The organism is Micromonospora salmantinae (assembly GCF_022230905.1).
Lineage (GTDB): Bacteria > Actinomycetota > Actinomycetes > Mycobacteriales > Micromonosporaceae > Micromonospora > Micromonospora salmantinae.
Genome location: NZ_JAKKFG010000007.1, coordinates 188014 through 202100, shown reverse-complemented (window position 1 = coordinate 202100; position 14087 = coordinate 188014). Strand labels below are relative to the sequence as shown.

At 71.7% G+C, this 14087-nt stretch carries 16 protein-coding genes; 7 read left to right on the top strand and 9 right to left on the bottom strand.

What is annotated here, in order from left to right:
• The first annotated feature begins 205 nt into the window (after nucleotides 1-205).
• Entirely contained in the window at nucleotides 206-529 is a 324-nt protein-coding gene (locus PSH03_RS06880) for a plasmid stabilization protein (protein WP_091405580.1), read from the top strand.
• Nucleotides 530-582: 53 nt separating this feature from the next.
• Here the strand turns inward: PSH03_RS06880 and PSH03_RS06875 are convergent, their stop codons facing one another.
• On the bottom strand, nucleotides 583-1581 hold the full coding sequence (locus PSH03_RS06875; protein WP_238688574.1) for a hypothetical protein: 999 nt from the start codon (nucleotides 1579-1581) through the stop codon (nucleotides 583-585).
• A 139-nt stretch (nucleotides 1582-1720) separates the two neighbouring features.
• On the opposite strand from PSH03_RS06875, the gene PSH03_RS06870 reads away from it, so the two are divergent.
• The 5 genes from PSH03_RS06870 (at nucleotide 1721) to PSH03_RS06850 (ending at nucleotide 6093) form a co-directional block, all read left to right on the top strand.
• On the top strand, nucleotides 1721-2116 hold the full coding sequence (locus tag PSH03_RS06870) for a VOC family protein (RefSeq protein ID WP_210784573.1): 396 nt from the start codon (nucleotides 1721-1723) through the stop codon (nucleotides 2114-2116).
• 119 nt (nucleotides 2117-2235) lie between these two features.
• Nucleotides 2236-3414 (top strand): sensor histidine kinase, encoded by a 1179-nt coding sequence (locus PSH03_RS06865; protein ID WP_308194357.1) that lies wholly within the window; start codon nucleotides 2236-2238, stop codon nucleotides 3412-3414.
• The gene (locus tag PSH03_RS06860) at nucleotides 3404-4612 is read left to right on the top strand and encodes a hypothetical protein (RefSeq protein WP_238688572.1); all 1209 of its coding nucleotides are present in this window, start codon (nucleotides 3404-3406) and stop codon (nucleotides 4610-4612) included. The genes PSH03_RS06865 and PSH03_RS06860 overlap by 11 nt, the downstream gene beginning before the upstream one ends.
• A complete protein-coding gene (locus PSH03_RS06855) occupies nucleotides 4585-5298 on the top strand; it encodes a response regulator transcription factor (protein WP_210784571.1) in 714 nt (237 codons plus the stop codon). Before PSH03_RS06860 ends, PSH03_RS06855 begins: the two co-directional genes overlap by 28 nt.
• A 72-nt stretch (nucleotides 5299-5370) precedes the next feature.
• On the top strand, nucleotides 5371-6093 hold the full coding sequence (locus PSH03_RS06850) for a hypothetical protein (protein ID WP_238688571.1): 723 nt from the start codon (nucleotides 5371-5373) through the stop codon (nucleotides 6091-6093).
• Here PSH03_RS06850 and PSH03_RS06845 read toward each other — a convergent pair.
• The 6 genes from PSH03_RS06845 to PSH03_RS06820 form a co-directional block, all read right to left on the bottom strand.
• Nucleotides 5975-6955: a GlxA family transcriptional regulator gene (locus tag PSH03_RS06845; RefSeq protein ID WP_238688570.1), complete on the bottom strand. Its 981-nt coding sequence runs from the start codon at nucleotides 6953-6955 to the stop codon at nucleotides 5975-5977. The two genes, PSH03_RS06850 and PSH03_RS06845, sit on opposite strands and share 119 nt — an antisense overlap.
• Before the next feature lie 4 nt (nucleotides 6956-6959).
• Nucleotides 6960-7568: an isochorismatase family protein gene (locus tag PSH03_RS06840; protein ID WP_238688569.1), complete on the bottom strand. Its 609-nt coding sequence runs from the start codon at nucleotides 7566-7568 to the stop codon at nucleotides 6960-6962.
• Nucleotides 7569-7641: 73 nt separating this feature from the next.
• Nucleotides 7642-8394: a lysophospholipid acyltransferase family protein gene (locus tag PSH03_RS06835; RefSeq protein WP_210784567.1), complete on the bottom strand. Its 753-nt coding sequence runs from the start codon at nucleotides 8392-8394 to the stop codon at nucleotides 7642-7644.
• A gap of 95 nt (nucleotides 8395-8489) precedes the next feature.
• Complete coding sequence (locus PSH03_RS06830; RefSeq protein ID WP_238688568.1) at nucleotides 8490-10550, bottom strand: amylo-alpha-1,6-glucosidase; 2061 nt, start codon at nucleotides 10548-10550, stop codon at nucleotides 8490-8492.
• Nucleotides 10550-10921, bottom strand: a complete 372-nt coding sequence (locus tag PSH03_RS06825; RefSeq protein WP_210784565.1) for an SCP2 sterol-binding domain-containing protein — start codon at nucleotides 10919-10921, stop codon at nucleotides 10550-10552. Before PSH03_RS06825 ends, PSH03_RS06830 begins: the two co-directional genes overlap by 1 nt.
• A 209-nt stretch (nucleotides 10922-11130) precedes the next feature.
• The gene (locus tag PSH03_RS06820) at nucleotides 11131-11547 is read right to left on the bottom strand and encodes a CBS domain-containing protein (RefSeq protein WP_091405600.1); all 417 of its coding nucleotides are present in this window, start codon (nucleotides 11545-11547) and stop codon (nucleotides 11131-11133) included.
• Between the two features lie 177 nt (nucleotides 11548-11724).
• On the opposite strand from PSH03_RS06820, the gene PSH03_RS06815 reads away from it, so the two are divergent.
• Complete coding sequence (locus PSH03_RS06815) at nucleotides 11725-12306, top strand: nucleotidyltransferase family protein (protein ID WP_238688567.1); 582 nt, start codon at nucleotides 11725-11727, stop codon at nucleotides 12304-12306.
• A 15-nt stretch (nucleotides 12307-12321) separates the two neighbouring features.
• On the opposite strand, the gene PSH03_RS06810 is transcribed toward PSH03_RS06815, so the two are convergent.
• A complete protein-coding gene (locus PSH03_RS06810) occupies nucleotides 12322-12762 on the bottom strand; it encodes a PPOX class F420-dependent oxidoreductase (protein WP_210784591.1) in 441 nt (146 codons plus the stop codon).
• Between the two features lie 167 nt (nucleotides 12763-12929).
• Nucleotides 12930-13955, bottom strand: coding sequence for an aspartate-semialdehyde dehydrogenase (locus tag PSH03_RS06805; protein WP_210784563.1), 1026 nt, complete (start codon nucleotides 13953-13955; stop codon nucleotides 12930-12932).
• Nucleotides 13956-14087: the final 132 nt, after the last annotated feature.

Sequence of the window (14087 nt, the reverse complement as noted above, 5' to 3'; positions counted from 1 at the left end):
CTGCGGCGACAACTATACGACGCGGAGTGGAACGTCCCCGAAGCAGCCGGATCGGTTCGGGCGCACCCGTTTGACCCCCCGGACGGCGGGGCATCGTGCTCAGACAGCGTGAACACCATGCCCCGGCTCGGAATGTGCCGACGTCAGCTCAGCAGCGCACGAGCCGGGCCTCGACCGCACCCGACAGCGGAGGTGGGAGGCACCGATGCCAGCAGGATCAAGCCCGAAGAGAGAACGACAGTACGAGCACATCAAGGAGAGCGCGCAACAGCGGGGCGCCTCCTCGGGGCGGGCCAAGGAGATCGCGGCCCGCACCGTCAACAAGGAACGGGCCCGCTCCGGTGAGTCCCGAACGGCGAGCCGGTCCTCCCGGAACGACGTGTCGTCAGGGCACCGTGGCGGTAAGCGCTCCCACAGCGGCGCCCAGGGTCGCACCAAGGAGCAGCTGTACAACGAGGCGAAGCAACGCGGCATCAAGGGCCGCTCCTCGATGTCGAAGAGCGAATTGGAGCGTGCCCTGTCGAAGTAGCAGCCGCGTTGCCCGCCCCGACACGGCGGGCGTCCTGGACCTGCCGAGTCGGCTCAGACGGGCTTCAGCAGGGCGACCAGCGTGTCGTCGCCCTGGCCGAGCTGCGCAGCGCCGCTCGCCGGCGCGACCAGGAAACGGCGGCAGCCATCGAGTTCCACGTACCGGTCGGGGCCTGCACCTTCGAGCGGGCGTAGCACCGCGAAGCGGGTCGCCGGGGTGGCACAGTCGGTCACGGCCCGGCGGTTGGACAGCGCCCGGAGCACGCCCGCCTGGCGCTCGGTTGGCAGCGGACCGCCGTACACGAAGTCGCCCGCGGGTTTCTCGCCTTCCTGAAGCGACGCGGGCACCTGGTAGACGCAGAGGCGCAGCGGCCCGGCGGCCGGCGGTAGCCCCGGCCCGGGCGGCCTGGGGCTACCGTTCCGGGTCTCCACCCACACCATGTCCGTCCACTGCTGCGCGCATCCGGCGGCCTCGGCCGCCGCGGATTCGATCTGCCGGATGGTACGGGTGTCCACAGTGGTCCACCGCGGCCCGGCCAACGCGGCGATCACCTCGGCGCGAGGCTTGCCGCAGGAGTCTGTTGGGATGTGGGGCCGCAGCCAGCGCCCCCGGTCGTCCACCAGGGCCAACCACGGCGGGATGACCATCTCGAGGGTGCAGGCGACCTCCCCGCCGGTCTGCTCGCTGGGCAGGCGAAGTGCGGTGAGCAGCGGTGCGATCTGCTCGGCGCGTCGCTCGGTGGCGATCTGCTCCTGGCCGCCGTTGGGGCCCGGCCGAATCTCACGCCCGCAGATCACGGCCGCGACCGGGGTGAACGCCGGGTCGATGCGACCGATCGTCGGCTCTGTCCCGGCCGGTGGCGACGTCTCCGTGGTCGGCACCGTGATCATCTCGCCGGCCCGGGGTGCCGCCTCGGCGCAGGAGGTCCACCCGTCGACGATCTGGGCCGGACCGGGCTCCCTCGGATCGCCCGGCCCGACCACCGTGCCACCGCAGCCACCCATCGCCATGCCGAGCAGTGCCACCGCCAGTACCGTCCGGGACGAGCGCATCCGGCTCACCACCCTTCCACCCGAGGATGAGACGGACGACAGACGCGTCCGGTTCCGGCCGGCCGGCCCGAGGCGTGACGTGGGCGACCGGTGGGGGCGTCGCCGGCTGGCCCGGGGCGTCCGCCGGCAAAATGGCCGAATGGCACATCTGGGACTTGTCGCGCTGCTGGTCAGGGAGTACGACGAGGCGATCGACTTCTACGTCGGCGACCTCGGTTTCGAACTGGTGGAGGACACCGCCCGACCCGACGGTTCACGCTGGGTGGTGGTCCGCCCGGCGGGGGCCCGGGAGACCGCACTTCTGCTGGCCCGGCCGAGCAGCGCCGAGCAGCAGGCTCGGATCGGCGACCAGACCGGCGGCCGGGTCGGGCTGTTTCTCTACACGGAGGATTTTGCCCGGGACCATGCCCGGATGGTGGCGGCCGGGGTGCGTTTTCTGGAGGAACCGCGGCACGAGGCGTACGGTTCGGTAGCGGTGTTCGTCGATATTTACGGCAACCGCTGGGACCTTCTCCAGCCCCGCAGCACAGAGTGACACATTAGCGACACTCCGCACACAAAGGATCACCCCGTCACGGTCCACCATGCTATTGTCCGATGTCGATCTACGCCGCGTGGACCCGGACCGGGTCGTTGTCGGAAGGACACTTCCCGATGCCGGCCGTTGCCACCCCAACCGTGCCGCCGCCCACGCTCGACAATCCGGCCGGCGGGGCTCTGGGCCTCATCTTCACCACGTTGCCAGCGCTGCTGCGGCTGAGCTGCGGGCTGTTCGGCGCGGCGGTGGCCGTGTCGGTGCAGACCCCGCCGGTGCAGCAGGCGGTGTTGCTGCCCGCCGTGGCCGTGCTGACCGGCTGGTCCCTCTGGTACGCGCACCGCGCGTTGCGCCACGGCATCGGCCCCGGCCTCGTCGCCGGTGACGTGGCGGTCACCGCGCTGACCTGCCTGCTCATCCCGGTGCTGGTGGCGCCCGAGGTGCTGCCCGGCGAGGGCAGTTGGATCGCCGTGCTGGCCAGCACCACGGTGATCAACACACAGGCAACGACCTCGGCCCGCTGGTCGATCCCGGCCGGGCTGCTCGTGATAGCCACCTACGTGACCGGGGCGCAGGCCGCCGGCAACCCCACCGAAGCTCGGGCGCACGCGGCCACGCTACTGGCGCAGACCGCCTGCACGGCGATGATGGCGGCGGTCATGCGCCGACGCATCGGCCGGGCGGACCGCGCCTTCGTCGAGCACCAGCGGCTGACCCGGGAGGCGTTGGTCGCGCGCGCCGCCCGCGAGGCCGAACGCCAGCAGAACCGCGACCTGCACGACACGGTGCTCGGGACGCTGACCATGGTGGGGCTGGGCGCGGTGGCTGGGCCCTCGGCCGTCTTCCGGGACCGGTGCGCGGCCGACCTGCGTACCCTCGTCACGCTCACCGACGTCGGCCCGGTGGCCGGCGACGGCCCGGTGCCGCTCGACGGGCGGTTGCGGTTGGTGGTCGGCCGGCTGCCCGAGCTTGCGGTACGGCTGGACCTGGCGTCCTGCGCCGTCCCGGTCGGGGTGGCCGACGCGATCAGCGAGAGCGCCTACGCGGCGCTGTCCAACGTGGTCCGCCACGCGCCGGGCGCCGGGGCCACCCTGCGACTGACCCGCGACGCGATCGGCGTCGTGGTCGAGGTCGCCGACGACGGCCCCGGCTTCGACCTGGCCACCGTCCCACCGCACCGGTACGGGTTGCGCGAGTCGATCCGCGGCCGGATGGCGACGGTCGGTGGCCGGGCCGACGTGCACTCGGCCGTGGGCGCGGGCACCCGGATCCGACTGGAGTGGCCCGGTGTCGGCTGACCTGAACGCCGCGGCGCACCCCACCGACGCGCCGGAGGCACCGGACCGGACCAGCGTTCCGACGCCCCGGGAGCCGGACTCCCCCGCAGCGCTCGCCGCGCCGGCCGCCGTGGCGCACGCGTCCGACCGGGGTGCCCGGATCGCCGCCGTCGCCATCGCGTTGGCCTGGCACGTCGCGATCGCGCTGCCGGCGGTGCTCTCCGCCCGCGCGGAGTTCGCCGCGCCAGCGGTGGTGCTCGGCGCCTGGATACTGGTCGCCGTGGCCGGCGCGGTGGCCGGGGTACGGCTACTGCAAGGTTCGCCACTGCCGCCGTGGCCGCTGGCCGGGCTGCTGCTGGTCGTCGACGCGGCAGTCTTCGCCGCGGCCGGTGAGCGGCAGTTGTTCACCGCCGCCAACTGGGTGTGGGGCACGCTCGGCTGGTTCTTCGTGCTCGCGGTGTGGGGTCGGCGCGTCATGGGGCTGATCGCGCTCCTCAGCACGCACGCGTTGATCGCCCTGGTCGCCGTGCTCGTGCACGGCCCCGATCCGGCCGACGTCGCACGCTACGTGATGTACGTCTACGGCACGTTCTCCCTGCCGGTGGCGGTCTTCGTGGGCAGCACTGTCATCGTCGGCCTGGCTCGGGAACGGGCCGCCGTCTCGGCCACCGGTCACGCGATGGCCGCGGAGCGGGATGCCGCCGAGCAGGGCCGTCGGGAACGCCGGGACCGGCTCGCTCTGGTCAGTTCGGCGGCCGGGCGGGTCCTCGGGGACCTGGCCGGCGGCCAGGCCGACCCGGACGACCCGGAGGTGCAGCGCCGGTGCATGCTGGCCGCCGCCCGGCTGCGCCGGCTGATCGCCGAGTCCGACGACGTGCCCGACCCGCTGCTGCACGAGTTGCGAGCCGCCGCCGACCTGGCGGAACGCAACGGCCTTCCGATCGACCTGGTCACCATCGGCACCCCGCCGCCACTGCCGGTGGAGGTCCGCCGCCGGCTGGCCGACCCGCTCACCGGCACCCTCGCCGACGCCCGGGGATGGGCGCGTCTGACGGTGGTCTCCGGCTCGGACGAGGTGGTGGTCAGCCTGGTCACCCCGGATCGGGAGGGGCCGGAGTCGACCGGCCCGCCCCCCGGGGAGCACGACGACGGGCCGGTGCAGTACCTCTACGAACGGGACGGGAACATCAGATGGGCGCAGACCCGGTGGCGGCGGTGAGCGGCGATCGGCCGGTCGGGGTGGCGATCGTCGACGACCATCCGGTGGTGGTCGAGGGGGTCCGCGCCTGGCTCGCCACCGAGCCTCGCCTGACGGTGCTCGCCACCGGCGACGACCCGGACGCGGTGCTGCGGGCCGCGCCGGACGCCGACGTCGTCCTGCTCGATCTGCGACTGCACGGGCGGATGGCGTTGGACAAGTTGGCCGAGCTGAGCGCCGCCGGCCGGCGGGTGGTGGTCTATTCGGAGCACACCGACCCGCAGACGATGCTCGCCGCGCTGGACGCCGGGGCGGTGGCGTTCCTGGCCAAGCACGAGGGCCGGGAACACTGCGTGGAAACGGTGCTGGCCGCCGCGAGCGACCGCCCGTACGTGCCGCCGGCGCTGGCCGGTGCGATGGTCGGTGACCCACGGCCGGACCGGCCGATGTTGTCCGACAAGGAACGTGAGGCACTGCTGCTCTGGTTCCAGTCGATGTCCAAGGCGTCGGTGGCCCGGCGGATGCAGATCAGCGAGCACACAGTGAAGCAGTACGTCGACCGGGCGCGGATCAAGTACACCCGGGCGGGGCGACCAGCCGCCACAAAGGCGGCACTGCTCGCCCGTGCGATCGAGGACGGTCTCGTCCGCCCGGAGGAGATCGGCATCTACCGGTCACAGGCGACACACGACCGGCCGACCCCCTAACAGGCGTCATGACAGGGGCGCTGCGGTCCGGAAGGCTTCAGTACACAGCCAGCTGACCGGAAGGTCGTGACGATGCACGCCGACGCGTCCCCCTTCTTCATCGGTCCCCACCGGTTCGACGCCCCCGACGACGACGTGGGCCCGACCCTGGACCGCCGCTACAACCTGCGACCGATTCCCGGCGAGCGGCTGCTCGGGCGACACCGGCTGCTGGTCGCGGGCTACCTGCTCGGGCCCAGCGAGGTACGACGCCGTTGGCAGATGCCCGAGCCGGTCGCGGTGACCGTCACCGACCAGCGGATCTGCTGGGTGGGCAGTGGCTCGCAGCTGTCGCTGGTCGCCGACGGCACGCACCGGGCCCGACCGCCGGCTCGACTGAACGGCCTGATGAGCGGTCAGGTCCGCTGGCAGTGGCCGTCCCGGTTGGAGCTTCCGGCGAGCGCGCCGGACGCCCCGGCGCAGTTGCTGATCGTCTGCGACGCGCTGCGCACCATTCAGCAGCCGGCGTTGGCCCTCAGCGGAACGACCGCCGAGGTCGTGGCGCTGGCCCGGCAGGTCCGCCGGGCGGTGGCCATGTTCCGGCTCAACCGTCCACAACTGGTCGACCTCTCGGCCCAGGAGCGCGACGTGCTGCTGGTGCGGGCCGGCCCCGGTCTGCTCGCCGGCGACACCCGGATCACGCTGCCCGGCTCGTTGCCTGTGGAGTTCCACTCCCGGGACGACTACTACCGCTCGAGACCGGATCCGACAGAGTGGGGCGGGCTCGCAGGCGGCGCAGCATCCGGGCATCGGTGAAACCGACAGCCCGGGCGGCGGCTTCCACAGTGGTGCCGTGCCCGATCAGGTGTTCGGCCCGTTCCACCCGGAGCAGCTGCTGGTAGCCGAGCGGGGTGAGGCCGGTGCTCGCCCGGAAGAGCCGGGTCAGGGTTCGTTCGGCCACGCCACCCGCGGCGGCCAGTTCGGCAAGCGGCAGGGGCTCGGCGTACCGGCTGTCGATCAGATCCTGCACCCGGTGCACCGAGTCGGACAGGTGTGAGCGGTGCCGCATCAACGCGCTGGCCTGCGGCTCGTGGCCGTTGCGGCGCGCGTAGACGACCAGCGTGCGGGCGATCTTCGCGGCGGTCGCCGGGCCGTGCCGGGTAGCCACCAGATGCAGCGCCACGTCGATGCCACTGGCGATGCCCGCCGAGGTGACCACCCGGTCGTCCACCACGTACAGCACGTCGCGGACGACCTGGGCCGCCGGGTGCCGGCGGGCCAGGTCGTCCTGTACCTCATGGTGGGTGGTGCAGCGTCGGCCGTCGAGCAGTCCGGCCCGCCCGAGCGCGTACGCCCCGGCGCAGACACTGGCCACGGTGCCACCGGCCGCGTGGTGCTCGGCGAGCCGCCGCAGGTCGCCGGGCGACACCGGTCCCTGCGGCCCGTGTGCCGCCGGCCGCCAACCGGGCACGATCAGCAGGTCGTCCGGGGCCAGCTCGGGCCACCGGGTGTCGGCGACCAGTGGTACACCCTGCACGGTGGGCACCTGCTCGCGCTCCGCGACGTAGTGCAGCTGATAGTCGTACCCGAGGTCGGCGGCGCTGGAGAAGACCTGGGCCGGCCCGGCGAGGTCCAGCAGGTGCAGCTGTGGGACCAGCAGGAAGACGACCCGGGTCACGACGTCAGCCCCGGCTGCCGGCGAGGGTCGCGCCGGTGACCTCGTCCACGGTGCGGATGGTCGCGAAGCGGCCAGCCAGCGCGTACTCGGTCCGGGTCACGATCTCCTCGTTCGTCAGGGTGCGCGGGTCGGCGAGGATCTCCGCGACCGTGGCGGTCTCCGGCAGGTCCCGGTGTGGGATGGGGAAGGTCAGCGTGGCGTCGGTGACGAAGGTCATCCGGTAGCCGAGGTCCGCGCCGACCCGGGTGGTGGTTTCCACGCACTGCTCGGTGCGGATGCCGCAGACGGTGATGTCGGTGATGCCCGCCTGGGTGAGCCGCTGCTGGAGGTTCGTTGTGGTGAACGCGTTGTGCGCGGTCTTGACCAGCGTCGCCTCACCCTCGGCGCGGACCAGCCCGTCGATCAGCCGGACGTACCCGAGAGCAGGGTCGAACAACCCGCCCGTGCCGGGCTCCGAGTGCAGGACCCAGACCACCAGGTCGCCGCGCTGCCGGGCGGCAGTCACCAGCCGGTCGACCTGGCGGATCACGTCGGGGTTGGAGCCGTACGCCCAGATCGGGCGCTGACGGAAGGACTCTTGCACGTCGATCACGACGAGTGCTGCTCTGCTCATGACGTCGATCCTGGTCGGACGGCGTTCGCGCCGGCAGACACCATTCTGCCCGGGTGCGGAACGATCCGGCCAACTAGGGCGTGGGGGCGCGGTGTTCGGCGGCGGCGTCCAGAGCGGCGGCCTCCTCCGGTGTCGGCGCGCTGCCGCCCAGGTGCGCGGGCTGCCACCAGGTGTCGTCCGGGCCTGCGGGGGTGTCCGGATAGTCCCGCTGCGCCCGGTCGACGAGGGCGCTGAGCCGGGTGGTCAGCTCGGCGGCCAGCACGTTCGGGTCCGGGAAGTCCGCCGGGTTGATCGGCTCGCCGATCAGGATGGTGATCGGCGTGTGCCGGCGGGTCAGAGTGCGCGGGCGGCCCTTGGTCCAGAGGCGCTGGGTGCCCCACAACGCGACAGGCAGCACCGGCACCTTCGCCGAGCGGGCCATCCGGACCGTGCCGCTCTTGAGCTCCTTGACGGTGAACGACCGGCTGATCGTCGCCTCGGGGAAGACGCCGACGACCTCGCCCTTCTTGAGCGCCCCCACGGCGGCGCGGAACGAGGCCGCGCCGGCCTGCCGGTCCACCGGAATGTGCCGCATCCCACGCATCAGCGGGCCGGAGATCTTGTGTGTGAAGACCGAATCCTTGGCCATGAAGCGGACCAGCCGGCCCGACGCGTTCGCGCCCAGACCGGCGAAGATGAAGTCGAGGTAGCTGACGTGGTTGCTGGCCAACACCGCCCCGCCCGTGCGGGGTACGTGGTGGGCGCCCTCGATCGTGATCTTCAGGTCGAGGACCCGGAACAGCGTCTTGGCGGCGGCGATAACGGGCGGGTACACGAGCTCCGGCATTCGCAGAATCTACCCTGACCGGCTGGGGATCGGCTGGGTGGCGAACCGGCGGCGACGCGGGCGGCGCGCCACCGCCGGTTCGGCGGCCGGATCGGTCAGTCGGAGAGCTTGTCCAGGTCCAGTCGACCCCTGGCGAACGCGTCCACCCGGCCCCAACGACCGGGGATGTCCAGCACCTCGATGCGACCCATCCCCACCGGCAGCCGCGGCTCGACCGCCAGGTGACCCTCGTGCGGCTCCAGACCGAGCATGGTGCGCAGCAGCAACAGCGGCGTACCAGTCGACCATGCCTGCGGGCTGCACGCCGTCGGGTACTCCACCGGGAACTTGGTCAACTCCCGCGGGTAGCCGCCGAACGCCTCCGGCAACCGGCCGTCGAAGTACGTGGCCGCGTCCAGGATGCCGTTGGCGATGGTCGCGGCCTCCTCGGCGAAGCCGTAGCGGCGCAGACCCCAGGCGATGAACGAGTTGTCGAACGGCCAGATCGTGCCGTTGTGATAGCCGATGGGGTTGTAGCGGGCCTCCCCCTCGGCGAGGGTGCGCACCCCCCAGCCGGAGAAGAGCCGCGGCCCGACCAGGTGCGCGGCGAGCTTCTCCGCCCGCTCCGGTTCGACGATCCCGCTCCACAGCAGGTGGCCGATGTTGGAGCTGAGGATGTCGCACTGCCGGCCGTCCGGGTCCAGGGCCAGGGCGAAGTACTCCCCGTCGTCCACCCACCAGTCCCTGTTGAACCGCTCCTTCAGCTCCGCCGCCTCCCGCTCCAACTGGTCGGCGAACTCCGGGTCACCCCAGAACTCGCGCGCCAACCGGGCCGCGCGGACCTTCGCGTCGTACGCGTACCCCTGCACCTCGCAGGTGGCCCGTGGGAACGGCGGCAGCGTGCCGTCGGAGTAGGAGATCGAGTCCCAGGAGTCCTTCCAGCACTGGTTCTCCAGGCCGGTGTCGGTGTTGCGTCGCTCGTACCAGATGTAGCCGGTGCCAACCAGGTCGGCGTAGTTGTCGATCCACCTCAGCGCCGCCCGGGACTCCTGCTCCAGCTCCTTGACCAGCGCGACGTCCCCGCTCCACCGCTCGTACTCGTCGAGCAGCACGATGAACAGCGGCGTCGCGTCGACCGAGCCGTAGTACGGCGAGTGGGGCTGCTCCTCGAAGGCCGCGGTCTCGCCGTAGCGCATCTCGTGCAGGATGCGCCCCGGGTCCTCGTCCCGGAAGTCGTCGAACCGGCTGCCCTGAAGGGACGCCAGGATGCGCAGCGTCGTCTTCGACAACTGCGGGGTGAACGGCAGCGTCTGCAGGCAGGTGAGGATGCTGTCCCGGCCGAACATGGTCATGAACCAGGGCAGACCGGCGGCGGGCAGGGTGGCGCCGCCCAGCGACAGCGGCGAGAAACGCAGCGCCGCCAGGTCGATCAGACTGCGCCGGTACGTGCTGGCCACCCGGCCGTGCTCACTGTTGACCTTCGGTGCGTCAGCGATCCACTTCTCCAGGTCGTGCTGGAGAGCGAGCCGCTCGGTGCCGTGTTTGCGCAGCCCGAACCGCAGGTCCCGGCCGCCGGGCCCCACCGCGTGGGTCTGGACGTCGATCGAGGCGTCCCACTGCTCGTTGGGCTCCAGGTGCACGGTGTACGCGAAGCCCTTGCTGTCGTACCGGGCCGACATCGACGACGAGATGACCGTCTCCCGCCGGAAGTTGCCCCGCCGGTACCCCAGCCGCAGCCGGTCCGACTCCACCTCGGTGTAGATCTCGCCCTTCTTGTTCAGGATCTCGTCCTTGACCTGGAACAGGTCGGCGAAGTCCGACGCGGCGTCCATCCGGACTTCCAGGTCGACCGGCTTCTCGTCGTGGTTGAGGATGGTCAGCTGCTCACAGAAGCTGCCGCCCACGGTGCGCTCCCGGATGATCGACAGCTTGGCGTCCACGTAGTGCGTTGCCATTCCCGGGACCAGGAAGAATCGCGACTCGAAGTACTGCAGGTCGTCGTAGGAGAGCGAGTTGAGTCGCTCACCGTTGACGGTCAGCACCCAGGTCGACAGGAACCGGGTGTCGATGGAGAAGAGCCCGGTGGGCTCGCTCGGCGTCGCCTCGATGTCACCGGTGTCCTCGCAGACGACGAACGTGTTGCCGTCCAGGATCCGGATCGTGTTGCTCTGCCCCATCAGTGCACCTCCCCGGCGAATCGCCGACGCGGCCCACGGGCGTCCGGGGCACCCGGAAAGATCCGCTCCACCTGTACGACGAGCCGAGCGTCACCGGAGACCGTCATGTCCCCCCGCAACAGCGCGGCCAGGCCGTGCTCGCGCCCCGAGGCGATGTCGTCGAAGAGGACAGGGCTCGCGCCGATCACCGTGTCGGCCTCCTGGTCCTCCTGACTGACGTTCAGCCGGCCGTGGTCGATCCTCAGCAGCCAGTGCCGGGTCTGCGCCCCCTCGTGCAGGTCGATCCGCAGCGTCCCGGAGGTCTTGGCCAGCAGGGGTTCGTACCCCCGCCGGTCCAGGTCCTCGAAGAACCTCGTGGTCGCGTCCACCATCGGGTCCACTCCTCCCAGTTGCCGGGCCGGGGATCCCACCCACCGCGCTCGCGTCGCACGGACGGCCGGCGTTGCACGTCCCCGCACGGGTCCCCGCCGCTCCCCCGGTCAACCTCGCCCAAATCGGGTGAGCCCGCCCCGCCCCGGTGGAGACGCCACAGCGCCGGCCCTCCCGGAAGGGAGAGCCGGCGCGCGCCGCGGCGGACGGGTCAGTTGTTCGGGTCGTCGGCGCTGATGTCGGCCAGGACCGACTGCGGTTCGCGCTCGACCGCGAGGTCACCCATCGACACCAGGCCGATCAGGCGCCCGTCGTCGATCACCGGAAGTCGGCGTACGGCGTACGTCCGCATCAGGTCCGCGGCGGCCACGGCATCGTCGTACTGACTCACCGTGATCACGTCGCGAGTGGTGATCTGGCTCAACCGGGTCGAGCCCGGGTCCATGTTCTCCGCGACGCCTCGGACCGTGATGTCCCGGTCCGTGACGATGCCGACCACACTGTCGCCGTCGGTCACCACCACGTCGCCTATCGCGCTGTCACGCATCTCCTGCGCGGCGGCGATGAGCGTGTCGTTGCCGTCCATCGTCACCAACCGGGTCGTCATGAACTCTCCGACCGTTGTCATGGTGCTCCCCTCTCGGTGTCGGCACGGCCCGTCTACCCGCCGCCCGGGAGGGGGTAACGCCGACGGCCCCGGCCTATCCGCGCGGGTGTCGCAGTTCGTGATGGCGAAGACCCCGTCGCTGAACGACAGCAACCGGGAGGTTTCCCGCCGCAGGGTCGGGCTGCCTACGGTGGGCGGATGATGACGGGCGAGGATGAGCTGCGGGAACTGGTCGCCGGCAGCAACTGGCTGACCCGGGCGCTGACGGTGGTGCGTGACTCCGGGTTGCCGGACGCCTGGATCGGCGCGGGCGCCCTGCGCGACCTGGTCTGGGGCGAGCGGTACGGCGAGGGGTTCGACCCGGCGCGGGTCCGCGACGTCGACGTGGTCTTCTTCGACCCGGTGCGGCTGACCCGCGTCGACGACGACCGGGCCACCGCCCGGCTGGCGGAGATGTGGCCGCAGCCGCCGTGGCAGGCGCGCAACCAGGCGGCGGTGCACACCTGGTACGCGGCCAAGTTCGGGGGCGACCCGATCGCGCCGTACCGCAGCGTGGCCGACGCGGTCGCCACCTGGCCGGAGTACGCGACAGCGGTGGCCGTCAGCCTGGACCCGGCCGGCCGACTCCGGGTCTGCGCCCCGTACGGCCTGACGGATCTGCTGGCCGGGGTGTGGCGGCACAACTCGGCCCGGGTGGACGTGGCCCGGTCGCGGGAGCGGTTGGCCCGGCACCGGCCGGCGCAACGTTGGCCCGGCGTGACAGTGATCGAGCCGGGCTGATCGGCTGTGGGCGGGTCAGCCCCGGGGCGGCATCCCGTAGAGCCGCTCGACGTGCAGGCGTAGCACGATCCGTCCCTCGTCGACCATGGCCTGGCGGTACTCGTCCCAGTCGGGGTGTTCGCCGCTCAGCCCCCGGTAGAGCGCCACCAACTCCTCGACAGTCTCGTCGCCGAGTTCGGTGGCCGGCGGGGTCAGTTCGGCGCGACCCTCGACGACCGCGTACGCCCAGCCGTCCTCGCTGCTCACGTGGAAGCTGGCACGCGGGTCACGGCGCAGGTTGGCGGTCTTGGCGCGACCGTCGGTGACCGAGACCCGGATCAGGCCCGCGTCCCGGTCGAAGGAGTAGAGCACCGTGGACAGCTGCGGACGCCCGTCCCGCTTGATGGTGGCGAGCACGCCCATCGAGCGGCCGGCCACCAGATCGGTCAACGCCTGCTGGGTGTGGTCATCCGGCATGGTGTCCTCCAGGTTGGACGATCGTCTCGAACCCATCCAAGCACGACCTGCCGGCCGCCGCTGGCGACCACCCGGAACGGCGGGGCGACCACCCGGAACGGCACCGAGCCCTCGCCGACGGACGGCGAGGGCTCGGTGAGAGTTCGGTGTTTCGGCGACCGTGCCGGTCAGCGGCGCTCGGCGGCGACCAGCTCGGCGAGTTGCACCGCGTTCAGCGCGGCGCCCTTGCGCAGGTTGTCGTTGGAGCAGAACAGCGCCAGCCCGTACTCGACGGTCTCGTCAACGCGGATCCGGCCCACGTAGGTCGGGTCCTGGCCGGCGGCCTGCAACGGCGTCGGGACGTCGGTCAGTGCCACCCCGGGCGCGTCGGCCAGCAGTTCGTGGGCGCGCTGCGGGGTGAGCGGCCGGGCGAACCGGGCGTTGATCTGGAGCGAGTGCCCGGTGAAGACCGGCACCCGGACACAGGTGCCGGAGACCAACAGGTCGGGGATCTCCAGGATCTTGCGGCTCTCGTTGCGGAGCTTCTGCTCCTCGTCGGTCTCGAACGAGCCGTCGTCGACGATCGAACCGGCCAGCGGGAGAACGTTGAAGGCGATGGGCTGGGTGAACGAGCGGGGCGCGGGGAACTCCACTGCCGACCCGTCGAAGGCCAGCCCGGCGGCGTGCTCGGCCACCTTGCGGACCTGTTCGTCCAGTTCGGCGACGCCGGCCAGCCCGGCACCGGAGACCGCCTGGTAGGTGGAGACGACCAGGCCGACCAGGCCGGCCTCGGCGTGCAACGGACGCAGCACCGGCATCGCGGCCATCGTGGTGCAGTTCGGGTTGGCGATGATGCCCTTGGGTCGGTCCAGGGCGGCGTGCGGGTTGACCTCGGCGACCACCAGCGGCACCTGCGGGTCCATCCGGAACGCCGACGAGTTGTCGATCACCACGGCGCCGGCCTCGGCGACCCGGGGCGCCAACTCGCGAGCGGTGCCCTTACCGGCCGAGAACAGCACGATGTCCAGCTCGGAATAGTCAGCGGTAGCGGCGTCCTCGACTGTCACCTCGCCGTCGCGCCACGGCAGCGTACGCCCGGCGGACCGCGCCGAGGCGAACAACCGCACCTGCTCCGCTGGGAACTCCCGCTCCGCCAGCACCTGCCGCATCACGCCACCGACCTGGCCGGTGGCCCCCACAATGCCGATCCTCATGCCCGCGAGGCTACCGACCCCACCCCCGAAACCGGGACCCCTTTCCCACCCCCCGGGTCCCACCTCACACCCGCCCTACATCTGTCGATCAAGAGATTCGCGTCAGAAACCGTGCTCCGGATGACGCAAACC